Source organism: Myroides sp. LoEW2-1, from assembly GCF_009767705.1.
In the GTDB taxonomy this organism is placed as follows: domain Bacteria; phylum Bacteroidota; class Bacteroidia; order Flavobacteriales; family Flavobacteriaceae; genus Flavobacterium; species Flavobacterium album_A.
The window spans coordinates 1-950 of record NZ_WSPP01000357.1; the positions used below are offsets into that span (position 1 = coordinate 1).

The window sequence follows — 950 nt, forward strand, 5'->3', positions numbered from 1 at the left end:
AACCCGTTGTGCATTTTAAACAATCGGTTTTTTTAAAGTATTTAGATTTCTATTGAGTAAGAATTTATTAATATATTGTATTGTAGTCAAGGCAGTTATCTTAGATAATATTCTGGTTCTATAGCCATCAAATGATTTAGCATAATTACGTCTAATCATAAATTGATCACATAATTGAGAGAATAAGGTTTCAATTCTTTTCCTACCTTTTTGGTATAAAAAGAATTGTGGCTTATAGTCAAGTTGATTTTTTCTTTTAGGAGTACTTAACTCAATATTGGCACTCTCAAATAAATCTAATTGTATCTTACTTGATAAATAACCTTTATCTCCAATTATCACACAATCATTCATTTGATGCTTTACATCTTCTAAATATCTAATATCATGTACAGAAGCTTTGGTTAAATCTATACTATGAAAAACACCTTCAAATGAACAAACTGCATGTAGTTTATATCCATAAAAATACATAGATTGAGAGGCACAATAGCCTTGATTGGGAGAAGTCTCGTATTGTTCTTTACAAATTTTAGCTCTATTACTTCTTGATAGTTTACAAACCTCTAATGGCATACTATCAATAATAAAATGAGTTTGATTATTATTAATCAATTTTGAGATTTTGACTCTTAAAGCTTCAATATGAAAAAACAAACGACGTTTTCTTCTATTATAAACACTGCGTTCTATTTTTTGTTTTAATTCTTTAGGTAAGAGTGTAAACAAATAATTCTCACTATCTATACCGAGATATTCAGCTGTTAAACAAATACTTATCAGTTCAATATCACTTAGCTTAGGTTTACGTCTTTGATAAGAAAGTAAAGTGTTTTCACTAATTGACTGTAAAACTTCTAAGATTCTTTTGTAATTTGCAAGCAAGTTGTCCATAGGTGAATTTTTGGGTAGGATCTTAAATTTACTGCTTATTGTAAGCATGGACAACT

1 protein-coding gene is annotated in these 950 nt (G+C 28.1%); it reads right to left on the reverse strand.

All coding sequences use genetic code 11. The features are described from left to right. Positions 1-15: 15 nt before the first annotated feature. Positions 16-894 carry an IS982 family transposase gene (locus GOQ24_RS15940; RefSeq protein WP_160340141.1) on the reverse strand — a complete coding sequence of 293 codons (879 nt, stop codon included), beginning with the start codon at positions 892-894 and terminating at the stop codon, positions 16-18. Positions 895-950: the final 56 nt, after the last annotated feature.